At 74.7% G+C, this 23412-nt stretch carries 20 protein-coding genes; 9 read left to right on the forward strand and 11 right to left on the reverse strand.

The window, feature by feature from the left end; genetic code table 11:
* Positions 1-34 precede the first annotated feature (34 nt).
* Complete coding sequence (locus ACFVVA_RS19295) at positions 35-1333, reverse strand: MFS transporter (RefSeq protein WP_387690976.1); 1299 nt, start codon at positions 1331-1333, stop codon at positions 35-37.
* A 336-nt stretch (positions 1334-1669) separates the two neighbouring features.
* Entirely contained in the window at positions 1670-3031 is a 1362-nt protein-coding gene (locus tag ACFVVA_RS19300) for a right-handed parallel beta-helix repeat-containing protein (RefSeq protein WP_387690978.1), read from the reverse strand.
* Between the two features lie 31 nt (positions 3032-3062).
* Between ACFVVA_RS19300 and ACFVVA_RS19305 the strand changes: the two genes are divergently transcribed.
* Positions 3063-4280: a Dyp-type peroxidase gene (locus tag ACFVVA_RS19305; protein WP_387690980.1), complete on the forward strand. Its 1218-nt coding sequence runs from the start codon at positions 3063-3065 to the stop codon at positions 4278-4280.
* A 161-nt stretch (positions 4281-4441) separates the two neighbouring features.
* Here the strand turns inward: ACFVVA_RS19305 and ACFVVA_RS19310 are convergent, their stop codons facing one another.
* Both ACFVVA_RS19310 and ACFVVA_RS19315 read right to left on the reverse strand, forming a co-directional pair.
* Positions 4442-5674, reverse strand: a complete 1233-nt coding sequence (locus ACFVVA_RS19310; RefSeq protein WP_387690982.1) for a cytochrome P450 — start codon at positions 5672-5674, stop codon at positions 4442-4444.
* 101 nt (positions 5675-5775) lie between these two features.
* A complete protein-coding gene (locus ACFVVA_RS19315; protein WP_387690984.1) occupies positions 5776-6414 on the reverse strand; it encodes a TetR/AcrR family transcriptional regulator in 639 nt (212 codons plus the stop codon).
* A gap of 101 nt (positions 6415-6515) precedes the next feature.
* On the opposite strand from ACFVVA_RS19315, the gene ACFVVA_RS19320 reads away from it, so the two are divergent.
* On the forward strand, positions 6516-6974 hold the full coding sequence (locus tag ACFVVA_RS19320; protein WP_387690986.1) for a DUF4345 domain-containing protein: 459 nt from the start codon (positions 6516-6518) through the stop codon (positions 6972-6974).
* Here the strand turns inward: ACFVVA_RS19320 and ACFVVA_RS19325 are convergent.
* Complete coding sequence (locus ACFVVA_RS19325) at positions 6891-8558, reverse strand: FAD-dependent monooxygenase (protein ID WP_387690987.1); 1668 nt, start codon at positions 8556-8558, stop codon at positions 6891-6893. The genes ACFVVA_RS19320 and ACFVVA_RS19325 overlap by 84 nt on opposite strands.
* Positions 8559-8660: 102 nt before the next feature.
* Between ACFVVA_RS19325 and ACFVVA_RS19330 the strand changes: the two genes are divergently transcribed.
* Both ACFVVA_RS19330 and ACFVVA_RS19335 read left to right on the forward strand, forming a co-directional pair.
* Positions 8661-9332: a TetR/AcrR family transcriptional regulator gene (locus ACFVVA_RS19330; protein WP_387690989.1), complete on the forward strand. Its 672-nt coding sequence runs from the start codon at positions 8661-8663 to the stop codon at positions 9330-9332.
* The gene (locus tag ACFVVA_RS19335) at positions 9329-9871 is read left to right on the forward strand and encodes an MOSC domain-containing protein (RefSeq protein WP_380355564.1); all 543 of its coding nucleotides are present in this window, start codon (positions 9329-9331) and stop codon (positions 9869-9871) included. The genes ACFVVA_RS19330 and ACFVVA_RS19335 overlap by 4 nt, the downstream gene beginning before the upstream one ends.
* Before the next feature lie 167 nt (positions 9872-10038).
* Here the strand turns inward: ACFVVA_RS19335 and ACFVVA_RS19340 are convergent, their stop codons facing one another.
* Both ACFVVA_RS19340 and ACFVVA_RS19345 read right to left on the reverse strand, forming a co-directional pair.
* A complete protein-coding gene (locus ACFVVA_RS19340; RefSeq protein WP_224282060.1) occupies positions 10039-10320 on the reverse strand; it encodes a metal-sensitive transcriptional regulator in 282 nt (93 codons plus the stop codon).
* Positions 10321-10434: 114 nt separating this feature from the next.
* Complete coding sequence (locus ACFVVA_RS19345; RefSeq protein WP_387690992.1) at positions 10435-10755, reverse strand: heavy-metal-associated domain-containing protein; 321 nt, start codon at positions 10753-10755, stop codon at positions 10435-10437.
* 263 nt (positions 10756-11018) lie between these two features.
* On the opposite strand from ACFVVA_RS19345, the gene metF reads away from it, so the two are divergent.
* Positions 11019-11945 carry a methylenetetrahydrofolate reductase [NAD(P)H] gene (metF, locus tag ACFVVA_RS19350; RefSeq protein ID WP_387690994.1) on the forward strand — a complete coding sequence of 309 codons (927 nt, stop codon included), beginning with the start codon at positions 11019-11021 and terminating at the stop codon, positions 11943-11945.
* A gap of 122 nt (positions 11946-12067) precedes the next feature.
* On the opposite strand, the gene ACFVVA_RS19355 is transcribed toward metF, so the two are convergent.
* Positions 12068-13717 (reverse strand): serine protease, encoded by a 1650-nt coding sequence (locus ACFVVA_RS19355; protein WP_387690996.1) that lies wholly within the window; start codon positions 13715-13717, stop codon positions 12068-12070.
* A 94-nt stretch (positions 13718-13811) separates the two neighbouring features.
* Here ACFVVA_RS19355 and ACFVVA_RS19360 point away from each other — a divergent pair, with 94 nt between their 5' ends.
* Both ACFVVA_RS19360 and ACFVVA_RS19365 read left to right on the forward strand, forming a co-directional pair.
* Positions 13812-14459: an RNA polymerase sigma factor gene (locus ACFVVA_RS19360; protein WP_387690998.1), complete on the forward strand. Its 648-nt coding sequence runs from the start codon at positions 13812-13814 to the stop codon at positions 14457-14459.
* A 59-nt stretch (positions 14460-14518) separates the two neighbouring features.
* Positions 14519-15634 (forward strand): CU044_5270 family protein, encoded by a 1116-nt coding sequence (locus ACFVVA_RS19365; RefSeq protein WP_387691000.1) that lies wholly within the window; start codon positions 14519-14521, stop codon positions 15632-15634.
* Between the two features lie 134 nt (positions 15635-15768).
* On the opposite strand, the gene ACFVVA_RS19370 is transcribed toward ACFVVA_RS19365, so the two are convergent.
* Entirely contained in the window at positions 15769-16284 is a 516-nt protein-coding gene (locus ACFVVA_RS19370; RefSeq protein ID WP_387691002.1) for a zinc-binding dehydrogenase, read from the reverse strand.
* Between the two features lie 415 nt (positions 16285-16699).
* Between ACFVVA_RS19370 and ACFVVA_RS19375 the strand changes: the two genes are divergently transcribed.
* Entirely contained in the window at positions 16700-17944 is a 1245-nt protein-coding gene (locus ACFVVA_RS19375; protein WP_387691004.1) for a neprosin family prolyl endopeptidase, read from the forward strand.
* A gap of 160 nt (positions 17945-18104) precedes the next feature.
* Here ACFVVA_RS19375 and ACFVVA_RS19380 read toward each other — a convergent pair whose 3' ends face one another.
* Positions 18105-19013: a hypothetical protein gene (locus ACFVVA_RS19380; protein WP_387691006.1), complete on the reverse strand. Its 909-nt coding sequence runs from the start codon at positions 19011-19013 to the stop codon at positions 18105-18107.
* Positions 19014-19292: 279 nt separating this feature from the next.
* Here ACFVVA_RS19380 and ACFVVA_RS19385 point away from each other — a divergent pair, with 279 nt between their 5' ends.
* The gene (locus tag ACFVVA_RS19385) at positions 19293-21536 is read left to right on the forward strand and encodes a heavy metal translocating P-type ATPase (protein WP_387691007.1); all 2244 of its coding nucleotides are present in this window, start codon (positions 19293-19295) and stop codon (positions 21534-21536) included.
* 85 nt (positions 21537-21621) lie between these two features.
* Here the strand turns inward: ACFVVA_RS19385 and ACFVVA_RS19390 are convergent, their stop codons facing one another.
* Entirely contained in the window at positions 21622-23409 is a 1788-nt protein-coding gene (locus tag ACFVVA_RS19390; protein ID WP_387691009.1) for a hypothetical protein, read from the reverse strand.
* Between the last annotated feature and the right edge of the window lie 3 nt (positions 23410-23412).

Genomic DNA, 23412 nt, shown 5'->3' on the forward strand with positions numbered 1-23412 from the left:
GGAGGACGCGAAAGCCGTCCTCCCGGCGCCGGAGTTACTCGGCCTCGGACCCGGCCCCGACGCCGGCGCCGGAGTTCGACGCGGCGCCCGCCGGGACGGCCTCCAGCGCGGTCATCCGCGGGAGCAGGAGCAGCACCGCGACCAGCAGGACGAGCAGCAGGCCGCCGCCGATCAGCAGCGGGGTGCGGATGCCGACGGCGGAGGCGATCCAGCCGCTGAGGGCGGCGCCGGCCATGATGCCGAGGCGGCTCAGCAGCATGTAGCAGCTGTTGACCCGGCCGAGCAGCTCCTTCGGCACGGCCTGCTGGCGCAGCGAGATCGCCTGGATGTTCCAGGTGACGATCCCGAAGCCGACCACGCCGTACAGCGCGGCCACTTCGGCCACCGAGGTGCTCAGGCCCATCAGGATCAGCGAGACGCCCATCAGCAGGAAGGCGAGGGCGATCCGGGTGCCCCGGCCGAGCAGCCGGCTGAGCCGGCCGGCCAGCGTGCTCGCGGCGGTGCCGCCGATGGCGCCGGCCGCGAGCACGATGCCGTAGGCGGCGGCGGGTGCGTGGATGACCCTGGTGACCATCAGGACCATCATGGTGGTGCCCATGAAGCAGGCGAGCGCGCCGAGGGTGGAGAGCACGGCGAGCATCCGCACGTCGCGGTGGTGGAACAGCCAGTCGACGCCCTCGCGGATCTCGGTGAGCACCGGGCGGCGGTCGGCCCGGGTGCGCGGCGCGGTGGAGCGGCCGGTGGCGGCGACCAGGACGGCGGCGAGCGCGAAGGACACGCCGTCCACCGTGAAGGGGGCGGCGGCGGCCACGGCGAACAGCGCCGAGCCGAGCAGCGGGCCGATCAGGTTGCCGCCGACGAGCATGTTGGCCTGCATCCGGCCGTTGGCGGCGTCGAGCTGGTCGGGGCGGACCAGCTCGGGGACGGCCGAGGTGGCGGCGTTGGAGAAGACCGTCTCGCCGCAGCCGAGCAGGAAGGCCAGCGCGGCGAGCGCGACCAGCGGCGGGTCTGCGACGAAGATCCAGCAGGCGAAGCCCAGGACGACGGCGGCGCGCGCCGCGTCGATCGTCCACATCAGCCGTCGCCGGTCGGCCCGGTCGGCGAGCACGCCGCCGTACAGGGACATCAGCAGGAACGGCAGGGACGCGGCGACGGAGACCACGGAGACCGCGCCGGGGGAGTCGGAGACGGCCACCGCCAGCAGCGGCAGGGCGGAGTCCCGCATGCCGTCGCCGACCGAGGATATCGCCGACGCGGACCACAGCAGGTGGAACTTCCGGCCCAGTTGAGGACGGCTTTTCGAGGGCTTCGCGGCCAGGTCGGCTGAGGTCACCGACGCAGTATGTCATGTCCGCGGAGGGTCGTTCGGGCGGTTTCCGAACTGCCTGAGGTGTCCAGAACTGTCCGTGTCGGGAGGGGTGTCGGGCTCATCCGCCGGTGTCCGGAGTGTCCGGTGGGCCTCGGTGGATCCGGCCGGGTCCCGGCCGCGTCCGCCCGACCCGCCAGGCCCGCCAGGCCCGCCAGGCCCGCCCGACCCGCCCGGACCCGCCCGACCCGCCCGGCCGGGGCGGGGCGGGCGCCGGCGGAGCGGGGCGGGCGAAACGCGAAGCCGGACGCGAACGCGACGCGAGCGCTCGCGCGCCCCCGGTCGCGCCCGGGGTCCCCGGGGTCAGTGCTTCGGCACGGCGTCCGCGGACTCCGGCAGCGGGTAGGCGCCGGGGTCGACCGGGCCCGGGAGGTCGGTTGCCGGGCGGCCGGGCGCGGTCGGGTCCGGCAGCGACGGCTGGGCCGGCGGGGCCGGGACCTGGCTGAACGGGATGCCGGGCGGCGACTGGACCGGGCTGGTCCGGCCGAGGGGCGGGGCGCCGCGGCCCTGGACGGCGCAGCCCGCCAGGCCCTCCAGGCCGTCCGGGCTCTGGACGGCCGGCTGGTTGCCGGTGAAGCAGTTGCCCGGGTCGACGGAGGCGAGTACCAGGTCGGTGCCGTTGCCGGTGGCCCGGTTGTCCTCGACGCGGTTGCCGCTCGCCGGGTGCCCGGGCGGGTCGGTGACGAGGATCCCGGCCGCGCGGTTGCCCCGGACCAGGTTGCGCTGCACCTGGTTGACGGTGCCGCCGCCGATCCCGATGCCGATGCCGTAGGCGCCGTCGGCCTGTTGGGGGGTGTCGGTGGCGTTGTTGTCGGTGACGACGTTGCCCGCGATCACCGCGCCGTGCTGCGGGGCGAGCGCTTCGAGGTCGTTGGAGTTGAGGGTGACGCCGACCCGGTTGCCGCGGACCAGGTTGCCGACGACGGTGAGGTTGTCGGAGGCGTTGGTGATCTCGATGCCGACGGCGTTGCGTTCGACGGTGTTGCCCCGCACCAGGGTGTCGCAGGGCTTGCACTGGCCGACGTAGATGCCGGAGTCGGCGCCCCCGGAGGCGTACGAGTCCTCGATGACTCCGCCGCGGGCGTCGAAGGCGTAGATGCCGTACAGGCCGTTGTTGTACGCGGTGACGTTGCTGGCGCGGAAGCCCTGGACGGGCGGGAAGCGGACGGTGTCCAGCGGGTCGTAGGCGGAGCCGCCGGCGCCGTGCTGCTGCAGCTTCTCGTCGGTGACGCCGGTGAACAGCACGCCGTTGGCGAGGTAGCCGTGGACGGTGAGGTTCTCCACCACCGAGCCGGGGCCGGAGACGGTGATGCCGTTGACCAGCCGCAGCCCGCCGTCCAGGACCACGGTGTTGCGGTCGGTGCCGCGCAGCACGATCTTGGGCTTGGTGAGGCGCACGCTCTCCCGGTAGGTGCCCGGGTCGACCAGCACGGTGTCCCCCTCGCGGGCCACGTCGACGGCCTGCTGGACGGTCGGGAAGTGCTGCGGGACCCGGATGACCGTGCCGTTCGGGTGCTTGGCGTCGGAGGAGGTCGAGCCGCCCGCGGAACAGCCGGCGAGGGCGAGGACGGCGGCGGCGAGCAGCGCGGGCAGGCGCCTGACGGTTCGGGTCCCGTGTGAGGGTGTTGCGGTCGGGCCGGGGTGACGGGTGGTCAAAAGTTGCATACGGCGTGTTCTATCGTCTCCAATGTCGCCCATGCATGCCGAAGCCGGAAAGGCGCAGGACCGGACACCGACCGTCAGGACCGGTGTGGGTCGGAGGGCTCTGATCACGGGCGGGGCGGTGGCGGCCGCCGGACTCGGTGCCGGGGCCGCGGCGTTGGCCCTGGGTGGCGGCGACGGCCGGGCGGACCCCGGCCGGCCGGCGGCGGCGCCGGAGCCGTCCGCCGTGCCCTTCCACGGCGAACGGCAGGCCGGGGTGACGGCCCCGCAGCAGCCGGCCACCCAGCTGCTGGCCCTCGACCTGGCGCCCGCCGCGACCTCGGACGGGCGGGCCGCCCTGCGCGGCCTGCTCGGCGGGCTGACCCGGGTGCTGGCCGAGGCGGCGGCCGCCCGCCCGGCGGACGCGCGGCTGCGGGACGGCCGGCCGGCCGGGCTCAGCGGCCTGGTGGGGGTCGGGCCGGGCCTCGCCGCCCGGCTGGGGCTGAACGTTCCGCCGGCCCTGCTGACCGAGCTGCCCGCCTTCCCGGGGGACCGGCTCGACCCGGCGCGCGGCGGCGGCGACTTGGTGGTCCAGCTGTGCGCGGTGGACCGCTGGCCGCTGTCCGTGGTCGCCGAGCAGGTGGGCGAGGCGGCCCGGGCGGCCGGTGCGACGGTGCGCTGGACGCAGTCCGGCTTCCTGGCCCGGACGGCCGGGGGCGCCACCCCGCGCAACCTGTTCGGCTTCAAGGACGGCACGGCGAACCCGGACGGTACGGACAGCGGGCAGTGGGTCTGGGGGCCGCCGGGACCGTACGAGCACGGGACGACGCTGGTCTACCGCCGGATCCGGATGGACACCGCCGCCTTCGCCGCCCTCTCCGGGGACCGCCAGGAGCAGGTGATGGGCCGCCGGGCCGGCGACGGCGCCCCGCTCACCGGCACGGCGGAGCACGACGAGCCGGACATCTACACCAAGAACCCGGACGGCTCGTACGTCATCCCGGCCACCGCGCACGTCCGCCTCTCCAGCCCCCGGCTGGACGGCGGCGCCCGGATGCTGCGGCGCGGCTACAGCTACGACGACGGCCCGGGCGACCGCGGCCTGCTGTTCTGCGCCTTCATGCGCGACCCGGCCCAGTTCACCCGGGTCCAGAACCGGCTGGCCGCCCGCGACGCCCTCAACGCCTTCGTCGAGCACACGGCCTCGGCGGTGGCCTACGTGCTGCCGGGCGCGCCCGAGGGTGGGACGCTGGGGGACGGGCTGTTCGGATGAGCCGTTCGGGCGAACGGTGCGGAGGAACAGCCGCTGTCCGGCGGGAGCATGAGCACCGGCGCAGCGACGCCGAGTGCGTCGAGGGGCGCCGGGAGCGGTGGCCGAGCGCCCTGCCCGACGGCTGACGCCGAGCGGGGCGCCGACCGCGCTCCCGGACGCGGCTACCAGTCCACCGGGAGGCGGGCCGGGCTCCGGGTGGTGCCGCCGAGCTGCCAGGCGAGATCCGCGACCGGGACGGTGAGGCGCAGGCCGGGCAGCGCGGTGGCGAGGCGGTTCAGGGACTCGCGCATCTCCAGCCGGACCCGCCAGGCGCCGATGCAGTAGTGGGGGCCGGCGCTGAAGGCGAGGGTGGGGGCGGCGAGCGGCAGGCCGAGGTCGGCGTCGAGGCCCTCGGGGTGGACGGCCGGGTCGCGGTTGGCGCTGCCGAGGCTGACGGCGACGACCGAGCCGGCCGGGATGGTGACGTCACCGACCTCGATCGGCGCGGTGGTCCGGCGGATGGTGGCCTCGTCGTCGCCGAGCGGGATGTAGTGCAGCAGGCGTTCGGCGGTGCGTTCGGCGATGCCCGGGTCGGCGAGGCGCGGCCAGTGCTCGGGGCGTTCGCCGAGCACGTAGAGCAGGGCGTTGGCGAGGGCCCCGGCGACGCTCTCGTTGCCGCTGGCGGTGAGCCCGGCGACCAGGAAGACGAGGGAGTCCTCGGGGACGCCGCCGTCCTGGTCCGCGGCCCGGACCAGCCGGCTGACCAGGTCGTCACCGGGCTCGCGGCGCCGGCGGGCGACCAACTCGCCCATGAAGGCGCCGAATTCGGCGAGGGTTTCGTCGTGACCGGTCTCGGTGCCGTGTGGGTCCTTGTTCCGGCCCTCGGCCTGGTCCTCGCCCTGGGCGAGCAGCGCGAGCGTCCAGCGGTGCAGCCGCTCCTCGTCCAGGTGGTCGGGCCCGTCCCCGTCGAGCCCCATCAGCCGGGTGGTGACGGCGAACGGCACCGGCCGGGCGAACGCGGGGACGAGGTCGGCCGGCGGGCCGGCGGCGACCAGCCGGTCCACGGACTGCTGGACGGCGGCGGCGACCCAGGGCTGCCAGCCGGCGATGGCGCGCGGGGTGAAGGCCCGTTGGGCGGTGCCGCGCAGCCGGCGGTGGGCGGGCCCGTCCTGGTTGAACAGGGACGCCGGGTTGGCGGCCACGTCGGCGGTGGCACCCGCGGTGCCGACGTCATGCAGGTCGGCCCGGGTGACCCGGGGGTCGCCGAGGACCTGCCGGACGTCGTGGTAGCGGGTGATCAGCCACGCGGGGGTGCCGTCCGGGAGGGTGGTGGGGTGGGGCGGCTGGGCAGGGGTGAGGGGGAGCCGGTGGAGTGGGGGGAGGGTGGTCCGGGGGTCGGCTGCGACGGAGTCCATGGGTCCCTTCACGGGGTTCGGAGGTCCGGCTGGTCGAGGGGAGTCGAAGCGCTAATTGTCATATATTCATAGGCAATTGGAGGCTTGCGGTGCTTCTCCCGTTACGCCCCGATGATATGCCCTCGGTGCCCCCGGTCGGGTGCCTGATCGGCGGGCAGCAGCGGCCGGAGGGCGCCCAGTACGGCGCCGATGCAGGCGTCCCGCAGCTCGGTGCGGGTGCAGGTCTCCTCGGTCAGCCAGTCGATGACCAGCACCCGGACGAACACCAGCCAGCCGCGCAGGACCTGTGACACCGCCTGTCGCGCCCGCTCGTCCGCGAGCGGGAGGACGCCGAGCAGCCGGCCGCGCAGGGCGTCGAGCTCCTCGGCGATGATCGTCTGGATCACCTGGTCCCCGGCCAGTACCCGGTTGGCGGTGAGCACGGCGTGCCGGTTGGCGATGAAGTAGTCCAGGTGGGCGTCCATGCCCTCGACCAGCTGCTCGATCAGGGTGTCGGCCGGGTCGAAGCGGGTCTTGGCGAGCAGGCCGTCGGCGGCCTCCCGGTAGACCGCGGCGAAGAGGTCGTGCTTGCTCGCGAAGTGCCGGTACAGCAGTGCGCGGGAGACTCCGGCCCGCTCGGCGACCTCCTCCATCAGCACCTCCTCGTACGGCCGTTCGGCGAACATTCGGGCGCCGACGGAGAGCAGCTGGGCGCGTCGCTCGGCGAGGGTGAGCCGACGGCGTGGTTCGTGGACTGGCATGCGGGCCAGGCTACTTGACACATGTCTACTTGTCGGCGCTAGCTTGGTGGGGCACGGTTGGTAGACACGTGTCAACCAGACCTCTGACGGGTGGGTGGGTCATGGCCAAGGCGTTACGGGTGCTCACGTGGACGATGGGGATCGCCTGCGTGGCGATCGGGTTCCTCCACATCCTGCTGGGAAACGCCGCGATGCCCGGGATCGCGGACGCCGGTCCGACGGTCGGCAGCTTCGGCCGCTTCATGGGCGCGGTCTTCGCCGGGTACGGCGTCGCCTGGATCCGGGCCGCCCGGCAGGCGCCGGTGCCCGCCCGGACGGTCCGGTGGCTGGCGGCGGTGCTCCTGCTGGGCGGCCTCGCGCGGGTGCTGTCGATCGTGCTGGACGGCCGGCCGCACTGGTTCCAGCTGGTTCTGATGGCGATCGAACTCGGGCTCGCACCGGTGTACTTGTGGCTCGCCGACGCCGACGAGCGGGGCTCAGGGCCGGGCTCGGCCCACCGGGGCGTAGTCCGCCAGGTGGGCGGCGAGGGTGGCCCGGTCGACGGTGGCGCCGGTCAGTGAGACGTAGCCGTCCGGGCGGACCAGCACGACGGCGTCGCCGCGCAGCCCGTACGCCCGGGCGACGTGGCCGCCGGGGTCGAGCACGGCGGCCCGGCGCAGGCCCGGGAGGGCGGGCGGATCGAACGGGCCGGACGGGGTGGACGGATCGAACAGGCCGGACGGGCCGGACGGGGTGGAGTCGGCGGGCAGGTCCGGGCCGCCGGCCGGTCCGGCCAGGGCCGGGTGCTCGCCGACGGTCAGCAGGGTGAGGTGCGGGCCGCGGAACAGGTCGAAGAGCCGGGCCGGCGTGCCGTCGGCGGTGGTGCAGGGCGCGTCGGGGGCGCGGTCGCCGGCCCGGATGCCGGTGGTGTCGTCGAGGTCGCGGCCGAGCGGCCCGCCTCGGTAGCCGACCGACAGCCCGGTGAAGTCGGCCCCCGCCGTGTTGGCCATGGTGCGGAACTGGTCGGTCAGGGCGCGGGCGCCGTCGGCGCCGAACAGCCTGCGGTGCTGGGTGGAGGTGGCGGCCAGGACGGCGGCGGCGACCGGCAGCCGCTCGGCCTGGTAGCTGTCCAGCAGTGCCTCGGGTGCGCCGCGCAGCACGGCGGCCAGCTTCCAGCTCAGGTTGTGCGCGTCCTGGATGCCGGTGTTCATGCCCTGGCCGCCCGCCGCCGAGTGGCAGTGCGCGGCGTCCCCGGCGAGGAACACCCGGCCGTCGCGGTAGCGCTCGACCATCCGGACCGTCGGCCGCCAGACGGTGGACCAGGTCGGCTCGTGCAGCCGGACCCCGGGCAGACCGGCCCGTTCGGCGAACAGCCGGCGGAAGGTCTCCGGGGTCGGGGCCGGCAGCTCGCCGTGCCCGTCCGGTTCGACGAGGACGTGCGCGGCCCAGGTGTCGTCCTCGCGCATCGGGACCAGCACCAGGGCGCCGACCCCCAGTCGGGGGTGGTTCCACAGGTGCATGCGGTCGGCGTCCAGGCCGTCCACGTCCAGGGTGGCCATCAGGAAGCGCTCCTCGTCCCAGGTCTCGCCGAGGAAGGGGATGCCGGCCAGTTTGCGGACGGTGCTGCGGCCGCCGTCGCAGCCGACCAGGTAGCGGGCGCCCAGCTGCTCGGTGCGGCCGTCGCGGCGGAGGGTGGCGAGCACGCCGTCCGCGTCCTGGGTGTGGCCGACCAGCTCGGTGCCGGTCTCGACGGTGACGCCGTACCCGGCGAGCCGCTCGCGCAGCACGGCCTCGGTGTGGTGCTGGGCGAGCAGCAGCATGCCGTTGTACGGGCGGTCGGGGGTCGGGCGGTTGGTGGGCGCCGGGTCGACCTCCCCGGTGATCCGGTCGCCCTCGTAGGTGCGGACCTTGAGGTTGAGCGTGCCCCGGTCGAGGATCGCGTCCGCGACGCCGAGGTCGTGGAAGACCTCCAGCGTGCGCGGGGTGACGCCCTTGCCGCGCACGCCCCGGTCGCGGAAGCCCGGTTCCCGCTCGACGACGCGGCAGGCGACCCCGGCGCGGGCCAGGCCGAGGGCGAGCGCGAGGCCCACCGGGCCGGCGCCGGCCACCAGGACCTCGGTCGCACGGTCGGGGTGGGCGGGGCGAGTGCTGTGAACGGTGCGCATGACGGATCCCCCTCGGCCGTCCGGCCATAAGATACGGCGCGTTTCCTGCTTCCGACTGTAGACTCGGGCCCACAAGAAACGCAACGTATCTACGAGGGGTGGGTGCGGAAACCCGTGGAGCAGGGCAAGCCGGTGCGGCGACGCGGCGACGAACTGGAACGGGCGATCCTGGACGCCGTCTGGGGCGAACTCGTCGAGCACGGCTACGACCGGCTCACCATGGACGGCGTCGCCGCCCGCGCCCGGACCAGCAAGCCGGTGCTCTACCGACGCTGGCCGAACCGCCCCGCCCTGGTCATCGCCGCCCTCGGCCACAACGCCCCGGACTTCCAGGAACCGCCGGACACCGGCGAGTTGCGCACCGACATGCTGCTCTTCATGCGCAGCCTGCTGCACCGCTTCGACGACCTGCCGGGCGAGGCCGTGCACGCCTTCCTGGTCGACCTGCTCCGCGACCCGGAACTCCGGGCCCGCTTCACCGGCTCGCTGACCTCCGACGGCCCGGTGAACACCCTGGAGACGATGCTGCGCAGAGCCGCCGCCCGCGGCGAGATCAACCCCGACCGGATCACCCCGAGGGTCGTCTCGCTCCCGCTCGACCTGCTGCGCGACGCCTTCCTGACGGGCGGGACGGTGGCACCGGACCAGGTGGTGGAGGAGATCCTGGACGAGGTCGTGCTGCCGCTGCTGCGGGCACCCTCGGAGGGCCGACCGCGCGGTGGCGTGCCCCAGCGCCGATCGAACGAACGTCCGCGAAGGGAGTCCGGAACATGAGCGGCACCGTGGTGGCGGTCAGCAGCAACGCCGAGTACTCGTTCACCAAGCCGAACCGGGACGGCATCACGCTGCTCGCCGGACTCGGCGTCGAGGGCGACGTGCACGCCGGGGTGACGGTCAGGCACCGCTCCCGCGTCGCCCAGGACCCGACCCTGCCCAACCTGCGCCAGGTCCACCTGATCCATCGCGAACTGCTCGCCGAACTCGGCGAGTCGGGCTTCGACGTGGCACCGGGCGCGCTCGGCGAGAACATCACCACCGAGGGCGTGGACCTGCTCGGCCTGCCGGTCGGCGCCGTGCTGCGGATCGGCCCGGAGGCGGCGGTGGAGATCACCGGTCTGCGCAACCCGTGCGCCCAGATCGACGCCTACCGGCCCGGCCTGCTCAAGCAGGTCGTCGGCCGCGCCGAGGACGGCACGATCGTGCGCCGCGCCGGAATCATGGGCATCGTCCGCACCGGCGGCCCGGTCCGGCCCGGCGACACCGTCGCGGTCGAGCTGCCCGACGGCCCGCACCGCCCGCTCGACCGGGTCTGAGGGCGTCGGCCCGTCGGGGCATCGTCGATCGACGACGCGGATGATCCGTCAAGTCGGCTGCTCCAGAGGCCGGATGGCCGTCGAGCATACCCCCACCCCGTAACGGCGACGGCTCCCGGCGCGCGAGCGGCCGGGAGCCGGGGTGGAGCCTGCGTCGCTGACGAGGGTCAGGACCTGACCAGGCGGGCGATGGCCTGATTGGCCTCGCGGATCTTGGTGCTCGCCTCCTGGCCGCCCTCGGCGATGGCGTCCCGGACGCAGCATTCGATGTGCTCGTCGAGGAGTTGGAGGGCGAAGGACTGGAGGGCGCGACTGGCGGCGGAGACCTGGGTCAGGACATCGATGCAGTAGGTGTCCTGCTCGACCATGCGCTGAAGACCACGGATCTGGCCCTCGATGCGGCGGAGCCGCTTGAGGAAGTCGTCCTTGTGGGAGCTGTAGCTGGCCATGGCCGTCTCCGGTTCCTGTGCGGTGAGGCGTGCTCACACCCTACCGGCGGTGCGGCAGGGGGGGAGTCGGCCCGGACGGGCGGGGTGGTGCCCGCCCGGGCCGACGTCCGTGGGTCAGCCCTCGACGCGGCCGACCAGGTCGTAACCGGCCTCGTCGACGGCGGCGGCCACCTCGGAGTCGGTGAGCGACCGGGTGCTGCCGACGGTGACCTTGCCGGTGGCGAGGTCCACGGCGACGTCGTCGACGCCGTCGAGCTTCTTCAGCTCGGCGGTCACCGAGGTGACGCAGTGGCCGCAGGTCATGCCCTTCACCTGGAAGACCGAGGTCCGGGCGGACTCGGCGGCCGGGGCCGCGCCGGCGCCGGTGCCGCACGAGCCGCAGCAGGAGGAGGTCTCGGTGGCGGCGGACTCGACGGTGACGGTGGTCTCGCTCATGGGTGTGCTCCTGTCGTGGATGCCCGGCGCCGGCCGGGATGTCCGGGCGGCTGCTTCGCTGGTGAACATACCATACCCCCCTAGGGTAATGAAGAGAGTTCCCCGCGACCCCTCCCGTCCGGCCGCCGCAGCGCTGTCCGACGGGGGCGCGGACGTCAACCCGGCGCTGTGACAGTCCTGTTGCGGGGTCCCGGGCAAGGTGGAGGCGCTGCCCCGCATCCCCCGGACGACCGACACCACCACCATCACCAGAGGTGAACCCCATGGACCAGAGCACCCGGCCCGCCGCCCCGCGCGGCCTGCGCGAGATCCTCGCGGCCGGCGAGCGGACCTACTCCTTCGAGTTCTTCCCCGCCAAGGACGAAGCCGGTGAACGCGCCCTGTGGGCGGCGATCCGGCGGGTGGAGGCGGTCGCGCCGACCTTCGTCTCCGTCACCTACGGCGCCGGCGGCTCCTCGCGCGACCGCACCATCGGCACCACCGAGCTGATCGCCGCGCAGACCACCCTGCGCCCGGTGGCCCACCTGACCGCCGTCGGCCACTCCACCGCCGAACTCCAGGCCGTCCTGCGGCGCTACGCGGACGCCGGCATCCGCGACGTCCTCGCCCTGCGCGGCGACCCGCCGGGCAACCCCAACGGCGCCTGGCAGCCGCACCCGCAGGGCCTGCGGTACGCGGCCGAGCTGGTCCAACTGGTCAAGGACTGCGGCGCGTTCACCGTCGGAGTGGCCGCCTTCCCGGAACGCCACCCGCGCTCGGCGGACTGGGACGGCGACATCCGGCACTTCGTCGCCAAGTGCCGCGCCGGCGCCGACTACGCCGTCACCCAGATGTTCTTCGAGGTCGAGCACTACCTGCGGCTGCGCGACCGGCTGGCCGCGGCGGGCTGCGACACCCCGGTCATCCCCGAGATCATGCCCGCCACCGACGTGCGCCAGATCAGCCGCTTCGCCGAGCTCAGCGGCGCCTCCTTCCCGGCCGGCCTGGCACGACGACTGGAAGCGGCCCGCGGCGACCGCGCGGAGGCCCACCGCATCGGCGTCGACCACGCCACCCGGATGGCCGGGCGCCTCCTCCACGAGGGAGCCCCGGGCCTGCACTACATCACCCTGAACCGCTCCACCGCCGCACTGGAGATCCACCGCAACCTCAACCCGACGGCCCGCCCCCTGACCGCCACCCCCGCCTGACCCGGGCACCTGGGGAGAATCGCGGCGATGCCTCTCGGCATGCCGAGAGGCATCGTTTCAAGGACGCGTCGATGCGGCCGGAACCTCCGGGGACCGACCGAACCGTCAGGAGGGGGTGGGGGTCACCGGGTGCGGTAGGCGTCGGTGATGGTCTGGTCGAGGGTGTTGCCGTCGGCGTCGGTGAGTTCGGCGCGCAGGGAGACGGCGGTGCCCGCCGGCGGGTTCTGGACGGTGACGGCGCCGGCCTCGACCGGGAGGCGGGTCCACGAGACGCCGCCGTCGGTGGAGGCCGAGACGGTCAGCGAGCGGGTGCGGCCGTCCGCGGCGGCGCCCTGCACGGTGATCGGGATGCGCAGCGGGCTGCCGGCCGTCGCGGTGCCGGCCGGGGTGAGCTCGGGGGAGAACCGTACGACGCTCACCGGGAGGGCGGTCGGCCCGGTGGTGGCGGCCGAGGTGAAGGTCCAGGACGCGTTGACGCGGGTGGTCGCGCCGGCCGCGGCCTTGCGGGTCGCGGTGGCGGCCAGGCGGTACGGGGCCTTGCCGGGGGTCACGGTGAACTCGCCGCGTCCCGCCGCGCCGGACGCGGCACCGACCAGCACGCCGTCGCGGTACAGCGAGGTGTAGGCGGTGTCGAACGACGGGGTCCACGGCGCGTGGCCGTCGCCGTCGGCGAGCAGCGGGACGTCGGCGGTGATCCGGTCGCCGTCGCGGGAGACGGCGGGCCGGTCGGTGAGCGCGGGGCCGAAGACGGGGCCGTCGAAGGTGTGGGTGGTCGTGGTGCCGGCCCGGACGGCGAGGCGGTCGGCGGTGTAGTGGTTCGGCCTGCTGCCGTCGGCGCGGGGGACGGTGACGCCGATGTCCCAGGTGCCGCGCTCGGGTGCGACGAGGAAGGTGGCGGTGCCGGGGGTGGAGATGCTCCGGGACTCGCCGATGCTCGCTCCGTCGGTCGGCTGGAGGCTGACGAGCGCGGTGCCGGCGCCGCCCGGTCCGGCGGCACCGCGGATGTTCACGGTGGCCAGTTCCCGCGCGGAGTAGTGCTTGCTGAGCCCGGTCAGCGCGCGGGTGCCGGAGAAGGTCCTGCCGAGCAGGTAGCCGCCGGTACCGGTCTCCCAGTTGACGTCGAACCACTGCTTCACCTCCCCGGCCTCGGTCTCCGGTCCGAGGTGGGCGACGCGCAGGTTCGGCGACCCGTTGGCGACGTTGACGGTCCGGGTGGCACCCTCGTGGGTGACCTCGACGAACATCCCGCTGTGCCGGAAGCGCGCGGTGTCGTCCGGCGGCCGGACGTCGACGAGGGCGGTGGTCCGCGCGTCGACGGTGACGGTGGTGTCGTGGTCGAGGTCGAGGCGCGGCTGGACGATCCAGTCCGTCCAGATCGTGCCGCCCGGCTCCAGACCCGAGGTCAGATTGCTGTCCAGCAGGTACCGGCCCTTGGGCAGCCGCACGGTGGTGGTGCCGGAGGGGGCGTCCAGTTGGACCGAGGTGTCGGCGCCGGGGCCCGAGATCCCGGTGACGCTGGTCCGGTACGGCGCGGTCGCGCGGCCGGCGCGGTCCAGGTGCTTGACGGTGAGGGTGTACGTCTCCGGCTCCGCGGCGAAGGCCGTGCCGGTGAAGGCCGTGCCGCCGAGGGCGGGGGTCGAGGTGCCGACCAGGGCGACGGCGACGGCCAGGACCCGGAGGGCGTTCCGGCGAGGAACGGAACGGGCGGCGGAACGAGGGACGGAACGAGCGGCGGAGCGGCGTGCGGAACGGGCAGCGGAGGTTGCGGTCATGTCCTGTACTGCTCGGACGGACGGGGGAGTTCCTGTGACCCATGTCACCGGAACCCGGGCGCCGGACCGGGCAGGGCAGAGTGTGGAAGCACTCATGAGAACGCGTCTTCGCCGCGGCGACCCCGACGTCCTGGGCGAGCTGTACGACGAGCACGCCCAGGTGTTGTACCGCTACGCCCTGCGCGTGACGGGCGACTGGGCGGAGGCCGAGGACGTCGTCTCGACGACCTTCCTGGAGGCGTGGCGCGGCCGGGAGCGGCTGCACCCCGACGGCGACGGGCTGCGCCCGTGGCTGCTGGGGATCGCGACCAACGTCATGCGCCGCAATGCCCGTGCCCGTCGGCGCCGTGACCTCGCGCTCGCCCGGATCCCGGAGCGCGGTTCGGTCCCGGACTTCGCCGACGACCTGGTCGCGCACCTCGCGGACCTGGAGCAGCTGCGTGCCGCGCGCCGGGCGCTCGCCCGGCTCCGGCGCCGCGACCGGGAGGTCTTCACCCTCGTGGTGTGGGCCGGACTGGACTACGCGAGCGCGGCCGAGGCGCTCGGCACACCGGTCGGCACGGTCCGCTCGCGGCTGTCCCGGGCCCGCGCCCGGCTGCGCGAACTCACCGAGGCCGAGGCCCATGCCGAGGCCAGAGCCGCGGCCAGGGCGCACGCCAGGGTCCGCGCCGCCGCCCCCGCCCTGCCCGTACCGGGCCGCCTCCCCGCGCTCCGGCCGTCGACCCAGGAGGGCCACGGATGAACGCCACCCCATGGCGCGGCAGGCCGCGCCCGGAGCCAAGAGAACGCGGGAGATCGGACGTGTCCGAGGAGTCCGAGCGCCGCGAGCTCGCCGAGCTGCTGCCGCCGCCGGCGGTGCCCGGCCTGGGTGCGGATCGTCAACTGCTGCTGAGGGAACGGGTGTTGCGCCGGGCCGCCGGATCCGCGGAGCCGCCGGGCCGCCGCTCCGCCCCGCGGGCCCCGTTCCGGCGTCCGGCAAGGTTCCGGATCGCGGTGCCGGCGCTGGCCTGCGCGCTCGCGGTCGCCGGTGTCCTGGCGGTGGACCTCGGGGGCGCGGGGACGGCCGGGCGCGACCGTACGGTGGCGCAGGGCGGTGCCGCCGTCGCCTCCGAAGCGGTTCGGCTCCTCGACCGGATCGCGCTCGCCGCCGCGGCGGGGCCGGAGCAGCCGACGGTCGGCGCCGACCGGTTCGTCTTCATCGAGAGCCGGGTGGCCTACGCCGCGCAGAGTGCGGCGGGCGGCCCTGTGACGATGGCTCCCGCGCACACCCGGCAGGTCTGGCTGTCCGCCGACGGCAGCCGTCCCGGCCTGCTGCGCGAGGAGGGCGGGCCCGACACCCGGCTCGGCGAGGACGGGCCGGTCCTCCTCCTCGACCGGCCGGGGGCGTCGCCGCGGCCCGACGCCTCGCGCGGGAGCGGCCCGTCGATCGGCGAACCGACCCACGCGTACGTCGCCTCGCTGCCCACCGACCCGGACGCCCTGCTGAGGCTGATCCGGGAGCAGACCCGCGGTGCGGGCCAGGGCGGTGCGGGCCAGGGCGGTGCGGGCCAGGGCGGTGCCGGCCAGGACCCGGACCAGCGGGCCTTCGCGGCGATCGGCGACCTGCTGGCCGAGACCTGGGCACCGCCGCGGGTCAGTGCCGCGCTCTACCGGGCCGCCGAGCGGATCCCCGGGGTCACCGTGGTCCCGTCGGCCGGGGACGCCGCCGGCCGGGAGGGCGTCGCCGTGGCCCGTACGGCGCACGGGCGGCAGACGCAGTGGGTCTTCGACCGGACCACGTACGCGTTCCTCGGCGAGCGCACGGTCCTCAGCGAGGCCGGCGAGGCGGGGCCGGCCGGGACGGTGGTCGGCACGTCCGCGGTCCTCGCGAAGGGGGCGGTCGACCGCGTCGGCGAACTCCCGCGGGCGGCAGGCTGATCCGGGCCGCCGTACTGGTCACTGCCTCGGCCACCGCACAGACCACCGTCCCCGGCCACCGTCCCCGGCCACCGTCCCGGCCGCCGGCCGACCGCCGCACCCGGCGGCCCACCGCCCCGGCCGGGACGGCGGGCTCAGAAGGTCACGACGATCTTCCCGGCCAGCCCGCCCTCGCGGAACCGCTCGTGTGCGGCCCGGACCTCCTGGAGGCCGTAGGTGGCGTGCACCCGGAGCCGCAGGGCGCCGTCGTCGACGAGCCGGGCCAGCTCGCCCAGCCCGGCGCCGTCCTCGCGCACCTGGTGGACGGTGCTGCGCACACCCCGGGCGGAGAGGTCGGGGGCGGGCCCGGCCTGGGTGGCGATCGACGCGTAACGGCCGCCGTCCGCGACCGCCCCGGTGACGTGGGAGCCGAGGGGCCCGGGGGCCGCGAAGGCCCCGAAGGTGTCGAGGACGGCGTCGTAGCCGCGCGCCCGGAAGGCGGCCGGGTCGGTGGAGGCGAGCCGGGCGCCGTGCTCGCGGGCGAAGGCGGCCTGCCCGTCCCGGGAGACCAGGGTGTCGACCTCGACGCCGCGGGCCCGGGCGATCTGCAGGGCGAGCCCGCCGACCGCGCCGGCGGCGCCGGCGATCAGCAGCCGTTGCCCGGCGGACACCGCGAGCCAGTCCAGTGTCTGCAGGGCCGTCAGCCCGGGCAGCGGGAGCGTGGCGGCCTCGACCAGACTGACGGCCCGCGGTGCGGCGCCCGCCGCGTGTTCGGCGCCGGCTGGGCGGTCCTCGCCGTCGGCCCGCTGCTCCCGGCGGCCACCCCGCGCACCCCGCGCCCCGGGGCCGCGTCGCCCGACGCGGTCCCCGGCGTCCGCGCCCCCGCGTGGGCGGCCGTCCGGCAGGAGGTCTGTGCGGGACGTCGGACGGGCCGACTTCCCGCACAGGGACGTTCGGACGCCGGGAATGTTGCATGGTCCACAACTCCCGCTCCCTGGCAGGACACTGGCCGGATGCGGGCCTAGCGTGGAGGGAGGGGAACTGTCACCCGATCACTACGCGCAGTGATCGAAGGGAGAATCGACCATGGCGCCGCAGGACGACCCGGCCTTCCCCAGCTTCGCCAAGTTCATGGACTCCATGGATTCGGCCCGGCACGAGGACTTTGTGCGCCGGGGACTGGCGGGCACGACCGACGCGGACTCCTTCTCCGCGATGGTGGAGTACATCAGGAACATCTATGCGGGTGTCGAGGTCACTCACAGCTTCGTCGACACCAATGGGCAGGTCTTCGACTGCGTGCCGATCGAAAGCCAGCCCGCCCTCAGAGGCAGCTTCAGCGTTCCCCCGGCACCGCCCGACGCTCCGGTTGTGGCCCGGCCACGGAGCGCCGGCCAGGGCACGCCGATCCAGCCGCAGCTGCGGTCCGACCGGCTGGACAAGTTCGGCCACGCGATGTCGTGCCCGCCCGGTACGATCGCGATGCGTCGCGTCACCCTTGAGGAACTGGCGAGGAGCGGCAGCGTGCAGAACTTCCACCGGAAGTATCCGCAGGGGGAAGGCCGCCACCCCAGACTGAGCCCTCCTGAAGCCGACTCGGGCATCCACAAGTACGCGCATGCCTTCCAAGTGGTGGACAACCTCGGCGGTCACGACTTCGTCAACATCTGGGACCCCGGCGTCGGGTCGGAGATCTTCTCGCTCTCCCAGCACTGGTACGCCGGCGGCTCACCCGTGCAGACCGTCGAGTGCGGCTGTCAGGTCTACCCGGCGAAGTACGGCACCACCCAGCCGGTGCTCTTCATCTACTGGACGGCCGACGGCTACCAGAACACCGGGTGCTACAACCTCGACTGCTCGGCGTTCGTCCAGACGAACAGCGCCTGGGCCATCGGTGGCACGATCGGCCCGGTGAGCGTCTCGGGCGGCGCACAGTACGAGCTCGAGGTGACCTACTACCTCTCGGGCGGGAACTGGTGGCTCTATCTGGGCGGCACCACGGCGAGCAACGCGGTCGGCTACTACCCGGGCTCGCTGTTCGGCGGCGGCCAGCTCGCGAGCAACGCCCAGGACGTCGACTACGGCGGTGAGGTGGTGAACAACGTGGCGTGGCCGCCGATGGGCAGTGGCGCGTTCGCCGAGAGCGGCTGGCAGTACGCCGCCTACCAGCGCGACATCTACTACTTCGCGACCGACAACACGTCCCAGTTCGCGAAGCTGACCGGAGTCCAGGCATCGCCGAACTGCTTCACCGTATTCGTCGGCAGTGCTCCCGATCCGTGGAACGAGTACATCTTCTTCGGCGGTCCGGGCGGCACCGGCTGCACCTGATCCCCACGCCGAGTCGTGGCTCCGGGCGGTCACTCCGGGCAACGCCGAAGCTCTTCTTCTCTCCGTGCTCAGGCAAGCCGATCGGCGCCCGTTCCAGTGAACAGAGAAGGTGTCGGGCGATCCCTTCGCGGATCGCCCGACACCTTTCGTGCGGGCCTGCTCAGTGCTGGTGGTCGCCGCCCGGTTCCCCGGCCGCCGGGGCGGCGGCGCCGTCCGTCGTCACGGTGAAGGCCGCCGTGCGGACGGTGTCCTGGTGCTTGAAGTCCAGGAAGAGGCGGTAGCCGCCGGTGCTCGGGGCGGTGGTGGTGAAGCCGATCTCCGGGCCCGGGGCGCCGGGGTCCGGGTGGACGTGCAGGTAGGCGAGGTCGCCGGCGCGCAGCGCGACGAGGTGGCCGTACGCGCCGAGGTAGGGCTGGAGGTCGGTGACGGGCCTGCCGTCCTTGCTGACGCTCAGGGTCAGCCTGCCGCTGCGCCCGGGCGTGAGGTCGCCGCCCAGGGTGACGGTGTAGCCGTCGACCGTGACGGTCCGTCCGGTCTCCGGCAGCGGGGCGGGCCGCAGGTCGCCCGCGGCGTGCAGGTCGGCGCCGAGGGTGAGTCCCTCGGCGGCGCCGGCCGGGGTGAAGTCCGCGAGGACCCGGTACTCCCCGGCGGCGGGGACGGCGGTCCGGGCGCTCCAGGTGCCGTCGGCGGACAGGGCCGGGTGCAGGTGCTGGAAGGTCGACAGGTCGCGCGGGGCGACGATCAGGTGCAGGTCCTTCTCGTGTTCCTGCTGGTAGGCGGTGACGGGCTTGCCGTCGCTGCCGAGGATGCGGAAGCGCAGGTCGGTGGGGGAGCCGGCGGTCACGAAAGGGTTCTCGACGCTGAGCGTGTAGCCGCGCTCGGAGATCTGGAGCCCGCCGGGCAGGTGCTTGGCGCCGCCGCCCGTCTCCTGGGTGTGCCCCGCGTGCCCTGCCGTGGCGGGCTTGGGGGAGGGGCCGCCGCTGCCGGTGGCGTGGCCGGCGCCGAGGGCGAGGCCGAAGGCGGCGGCGAGTCCGGCGGCGAAGGCGGTGATGCGCAGCGGGGTGTTCATGGCGCGGTTTCTCCTCGTGGCGCGGAGCGAAAGGGGGGCGGGGACGGGGCGGGCGCTCAGGCCCGCATGAGCCGGGCGACGCCCTTGAGTGAATACCCCATGGGGGTATCGAGTCAAGCGGTCGCCGCTCGGGGAAAATACCTGCCAGGGGTATCGCTCAAGCCTTGCGGCCGATACCCCATGGGGGTATAAAGGAACCCGGCACTGCCCGATACCCCTCCTAGGTATGAAGGCCCCGGCCGCCGAACGTACCGCACGACGACGTCACGAGGAGCGACGATGACTACCCAGGCACCCGCCTCCGCGGAGGTGGAACTCTCGATCGGCGGAATGACGTGCGCCTCCTGCGCGGCCCGCATCGAGAAGAAGCTCAACCGGATGGACGGGGTCACCGCCAGCGTCAACTACGCCACCGAGAAGGCGAAGGTCTCCTTCGAGGGCGGGGTCGAGGTCGCCGACCTGATCGCCACCGTCGAGGCCACCGGCTACACCGCCGCGCTGCCCGCGCCCCCGGCCGCGGAAGGGGGCGGCGCCGAGCGGTCCGGGCCGGCCGACGAACTGGCCCCGCTGCGCCAGCGGCTGTTCACCGCGGTGGCGCTCGCCGTGCCGGTGATCGCGATGGCGATGGTGCCGGCCCTCCAGTTCGACAACTGGCAGTGGCTGTCGCTGACCCTCGCCGCCCCGGTCGTCACCTACGCCGCCTGGCCGTTCCACCGGGCCGCGTTCACCAACGCCCGGCACGGCGCCGCGACCATGGACACCCTGGTCTCGCTCGGCACCCTCGCCGCGTTCCTCTGGTCGCTGTGGGCGCTGTTCCTCGGCGACGCCGGGATGCCGGGCATGCGGCACGGCTTCGAGTTCACCATCGGCCGCAGCGACGGCTCGTCCAACATCTACCTGGAGGCGGCGGCCGGCGTCACCGCCTTCATCCTGGCCGGCCGCTACTTCGAGGCGCGCTCCAAGCGCACCGCCGGGGCCGCGCTCAAGGCGCTGCTGGAACTGGGCGCCAAGGACGTGACGGTGCTGCGCGGCGGAACCGAGCTGCGCATCCCGATCGCGGACCTCGCGGTGGGGATGCGCTTCGTGGTCCGGCCGGGCGAGAAGATCGCCACCGACGGCGTGGTGGTCGAGGGCGCCTCGGCCGTGGACGCCTCGATGCTGACCGGCGAGTCCGTTCCGGTCGAGGTCGGGGTCGGGGACGCCGTCACCGGTGCCACCGTCAACGCGGGCGGGCGGCTGGTGGTCGAGGCCACCCGGGTCGGCGCCGACACCCAGCTGTCCCGGATGGCCAGGCTGGTCGAGGACGCGCAGAACGGCAAGGCCGCCGCGCAGCGCCTCGCCGACCGGATCTCCGCGGTCTTCGTGCCGATCGTGATCACCCTCGCGGTGGCCACCCTCGGCTACTGGCTGGGCACCGGCGAGGGCTGGACCGCCGCCTTCACGGCAGCGGTGGCCGTGCTGATCATCGCCTGCCCGTGCGCCCTCGGCCTGGCCACCCCGACCGCCCTGCTGGTCGGCACCGGCCGCGGCGCCCAGCTGGGCGTCCTGATCAAGGGCCCGGAGGTGCTGGAGTCCACCCGCAAGGTCGACACCATCGTCCTGGACAAGACCGGCACCGTCACCACCGGCCAGATGACCCTGCTCGCGGTGCACACCGCCGAGGGCGTGGACCGGGCCGAGGTGCTGCGCCTGGCCGGCGCCCTGGAGCACGCCTCCGAACACCCGATCGCCCGGGCGATCGCCACCGCCGCCGCCAAGGCCGGCGAACTGCCCGCCGTCGAGGGCTTCGAGAACGTCCCGGGCCTGGGCGTCCAGGGCGTGGTGGACGGCCACGCCGTGGTGGCCGGCCGGGAGGCCCTGCTGAACGCCTGGTCGCAGCACCTGCCCGGGACGCTGGCCGAGGCCAAGTCCGCCGCCGAGGCGGCCGGCCGCACCGCGATCGCGGTCGGCTGGGACGGCGAGGCCCGGGCCGTGCTGGAGGTCGCCGACGCGGTCAAGCCGACCAGCGCCGAGGCGATCGGCAAGCTGCGCGCACTGGGTCTGACCCCGGTGCTGCTGACCGGCGACAACCGGCTGGTCGCCGAGGCCGTGGCGGCCGAGGTCGGCATCGCGCCGGAGCACGTGATCGCCGAGGTCATGCCGCAGGACAAGGTCGACACCGTCAAGCGGCTGCAGGCCGAGGGCAAGGTCGTGGCGATGGTCGGCGACGGCGTCAACGACGCGGCCGCGCTCGCCCAGGCCGACCTGGGCCTGGCGATGGGCACCGGCACCGACGCCGCCATCGAGGCCGGCGACCTCACCCTGGTCCGCGGCGACCTGCTGGCAGCGGCGGACGCCATCCGGCTCTCCCGCAAGACCCTGGGCACCATCAAGAGCAACCTGTTCTGGGCCTTCGGCTACAACGTCGCCGCCCTGCCGCTGGCCGCGGCCGGGATGCTCAACCCGATGATCGCGGGGGCCGCGATGGCCTTCTCCTCGGTCTTCGTGGTCGGCAACAGCCTCCGGCTGCGCCGCTTCCGCTGAGCGGCCGCCTCCGTCGAGGCCCCGCTTCCGCCGAGGCCCCGGAACCCCGCCATGGGTTCCGGGGCCTCGGCGTCGGTCCGGCCGATCAGTCCTCCGGCAGCCCCACCGCCTGCCAGCGGTACGCCGCGTCCTCCTGCCACACCTGCAACTCGCCCTCCACCACCGCCGCCAGGCACAGCCGCCAGTCGTCGCCCATGGCCAGCGCCACCCGGGTGGCCGGGCGCAGCGTGGGCCGCCACCAGCGCGGCCGACGGGAGGCGCCGCCGGCCGGCAGCCGCAGCCGTACGCCGCCCGCGCCGGCCAGTGCGACGGTCGGGCCGCCGCGGTGGCCCACCATGGCGATGCCGAGCGAGGGCTCGCCGTCGCCGATCTCGGTGCCCGCCCCGGCCGCGCCGAGGGTGTGCAACTGGACCGAGCCGTCCGCCCGCAGGGTGGCGGCCTGCGGTCCGGCGGAGGTGCGGGCCAGCGCCCCGGCGCGCAGCGGACCGGCCGGGCCCACCGGGACGGGCGGCCGCACGGCGCCGGGCCGCCAGCTCAGCACCCGCTCGCGGTGCTCGACCAGCAGCAGCCAGGCGCCGGGCCGCTCCTCCTCGGCGGCGAGCACCCGGTCGGCCGGGCAGCCGGGGTGTTCCTGCCCGGTCAGGGTGCGGCCGGGGGCCCAGCGGTAGGAGCGCAGCGCGCCGCCGACCGCCGTCCAGACCGTCATCTCCCCGGTCGAACCGACCGCGCCCGCCAGGCCGTTGACCCCGCGCGCCGCCTCCCACCAGCCGGTCGCCGTACCGACCCACAGGGTGCCGCCGCGGTCCTCGGCGCAGACCACCAGCTCGCCCTGGGGCCCGGCCCATCCGGCGCTCAACTCCCGTACGGCGGAGAGGCCCTGGCCGGCCGGAAGGCGCCGGTCGCGGCTGCCCGGCCCGGCCAGCGCGGTGCCGTCGGCGCCGCCGGTGACCACCAGCGGCCCCCCGGCCGGGTCGGGCAGCACGGCCAGGCCCGCGGTGCGCGCCACCGGCCGGTGGCCGCGCAGCAGTTCGCGGCCCCGGGCGGCCCACGGGCCGAGCGGGGAGGGGCGGCGGTCCGGTTCGCGGGCCAGCGGCTCGCAGGCCCAGCGCGCCAACTCCTCGCCGTAGCCCGCGGCCAGCAGTTCGGCGCGGGCCTGCTCGGCGGCCAGCCGGTGGTCCAGCCGGCCGTGGTCGGGCAGCAGCAGGATGCGGGCGAGGGTGCCGACCGCGAACAGGTCCTTGGCGGTGGTCGGGAAGCCGCCCACCTGCTCGGCCTCCGGCGGGACGTGCCCGGGGGTGAACACCGCGACGGTCAGGGTGTGGTCCAGCGGGGCGAGGAAGGTCAGGTCGATCAGCTTGACCTGCCCCTGGCCGTCCACCAGGACGTTGGCGGGGGAGATGTCGCGGTGCACCCAGCGCTTGCGGTGCAGCTCGTCGACGATCCGGCAGAGCCGGGTCAGCACCTCCGCCACCGCCGACGGGCCGCCGTGCTGGCCGCGTGCCCAGGTGTGCAGCGGCACGCCCTCGACCCAGGGCGAGATCTGGTAGCCGAGCAGTGCGCCGCCGGGCGGGGTTCCGGGCCGGTGCGGGGAGGGGCCGAGCAGGAAGCTGGGCACCACCAGGTCGGTGACGCCCAGCCGGTGCGCGTTGTGCGAGACGTCGTCCCAGCGGCCGAGCCAGCGCCGCACCTCGGTCGGGTCGCGCTCCAGCATGATCTTGGCGGCGACCAGTTCCTTGCGCCCGTTGTGTCCGGTGCGCACCGCCCGCCACACTTCGGCCTCACCGCCCCGGTGGTGGAACTCCAGGAGTTCGTACTGCTCCGGGTCGAACTCCGGCCCGAAGCGGAGCCCGGGCACCCAACGCGACTCCGACACACG

The organism is Kitasatospora sp. NPDC058048 (assembly GCF_042885555.1).
GTDB classification, from domain to species: domain Bacteria; phylum Actinomycetota; class Actinomycetes; order Streptomycetales; family Streptomycetaceae; genus Kitasatospora; species Kitasatospora lactacystinica.